1 protein-coding gene is annotated in these 2000 nt (G+C 51.6%); it reads left to right on the forward strand.

What is annotated here, in order from left to right; genetic code table 11:
• Positions 1 to 343: 343 nt before the first annotated feature.
• Positions 344 to 2000, forward strand: a 1657-nt coding sequence (locus RY831_RS32830; protein WP_326510477.1) for a recombinase family protein, incomplete at its 3' end; no start/stop codon positions are given.

Here is a 2000-nt window from a genome sequence, read left to right on the forward strand (position 1 = left end):
GCACAAGCGCGTGTCAGCACCCCCGCAACAATAGTGCAAAACCTTCCTTTGAAATAACTGTCATAGTCTCTCGGGCGCACCTACGGCCGGGCCACGGAAACGATTTCCGTACGACATAGCGTGCAGAGAAGTGGAGCTGTCGGTCACAGGAAGAATGGGGGGCGATCATGCCTCGGCCCAAATTAATTGTCTCAGTCGGTTTTGAACCAAGCCGCGTCGGCGTCCAGCCTTTGATTGACGCCTATTCTAAAGTTGTGCCGATCATACGACGTCCTGGCAACCGGGTGCTCGCAATTACTACCCGGGATCAGCGGCTGGCAACATGGAATTACAGAAGGGCTCAATGATGAAACCGATTCAGGCTGCTCTGTACGCGCGCGTTTCTTCAAACCAGCAGGCCAATGCGCAGACTATTGACAGCCAATTATCCGCATTACGTGAACGAATGCAAATCGATGCATGCACATCAACCCCGGACCGAGAATTCGTTGATGACGGCTGGAGCGGCGCCAACTTAATGCGGCCAGCCTTGGAGCGCCTTCGAGATGCCGTTTCGTTAGGGGCTGTAGATAGACTATACGTTCATTCTCCGGATCGGTTAGCACGCAAATATGCGTATCAGGTCCTGCTGATTGATGAATTACAGCGCGCGGGTGTAGAGGTAATCTTTCTTAACCACAGTTTCGGCAGGACCCCTGAAGAGGAAATGCTGTTGCAGGTGCAAGGCATGATAGCCGAGTACGAACGTGCAAAGATTCTTGAGCGAAGCCGCCGCGGGAAGCGTCACAAAGCGCAAACTGGACAGGTGAGCGTACTTTCGGCAGCCCCCTATGGATATCGCTATGTCAGCGTGCATGATGGCGCCGGTTGCGCTCGATATGAGATCGTAGAGGAACATGCGCAAGTAGTGCGAAAAATCTTCGTTTGGGTGGTACATGAGCGCATGACAATCGGTGAGATTTGCCGTCGACTAGAGCATCAGCAGATACTGACACCCCGAGGCAAATCATGGTGGGATCGAAGTGTGGTTTGGAGAATATTAAAAAATCCAGCGTATGCTGGCCAGGCAGCATTTGGCAAGACTAAGTTCGGGCCATTCCATTCCCGTCTACGGCCGCAGCGACACCAGCGTTTACCAATAAGTCGTACCGTCATCACAGTGCCTCCGGAACAATGGCAAAGCATTCCTGTACCTGCACTAGTTGATCACGACTTATTTGCAGCCGTGCAGGAGCAATTGCAGGAAAATCGTGCATTAAACCGGACAAGAAAACGTGGGGCTCGCCATCTACTGCAGGGGCTGGTAGTGTGCAAACAGTGTGGTTACGCCTATTATTGCAAGCCAGTCAGTGTAAAAGACCATGTACGGCAGTACGCGTACTACCGTTGCATCGGTAGTGACGCCTATCGCTTTGCCGGACAGCGTCGATGCAATAATGGTCAGGTCAGGGCTGACTATCTGGAAAAGGCAGTATGGTCCGAGGTAAAAAGCTTACTGCTGGACCCGCACCGGCTGACACAAGAGTATGAGCGCAGACTGCAAACACTGGAACAGCCAACAGAAGATACACAACAGCGTCATCTTGAAGTCCAATTACGGCAATGCCGGCAGGGCATCACTCGAGTAATTGATGCTTATGCCGAGGGGTATCTTGAAAAGCATGAGTTTGAAGGGCGTTTAACACGATTACGAGATCGGCAAAAAACATTGGAGGGTCAAATTGCACAGCTAACAGAGCAAGCAATCTCACGGAACGAACTGCAATTGATTGTGGGACGGCTTGAGGACTTTGCGGCAAAGGTAACCGCTGGTATCGATAGCATGGGTTTCGAGGCCCAACGCGAACTGATCCGAATGTTGGTGAAGCGCATCGAGATTGACCAAGAGAATGTGAATATCGTCTTCAGGATTACATCACCCGGAACAGATGGTCTTGGTACAATAGAAAATATGCACAATTGTTGGCGGGGTGAGCACGTTGGGCTTGGCAAACGCCGTG

This window comes from Noviherbaspirillum album (assembly GCF_035916955.1).
GTDB lineage: Bacteria > Pseudomonadota > Gammaproteobacteria > Burkholderiales > Burkholderiaceae_D > Noviherbaspirillum > Noviherbaspirillum album.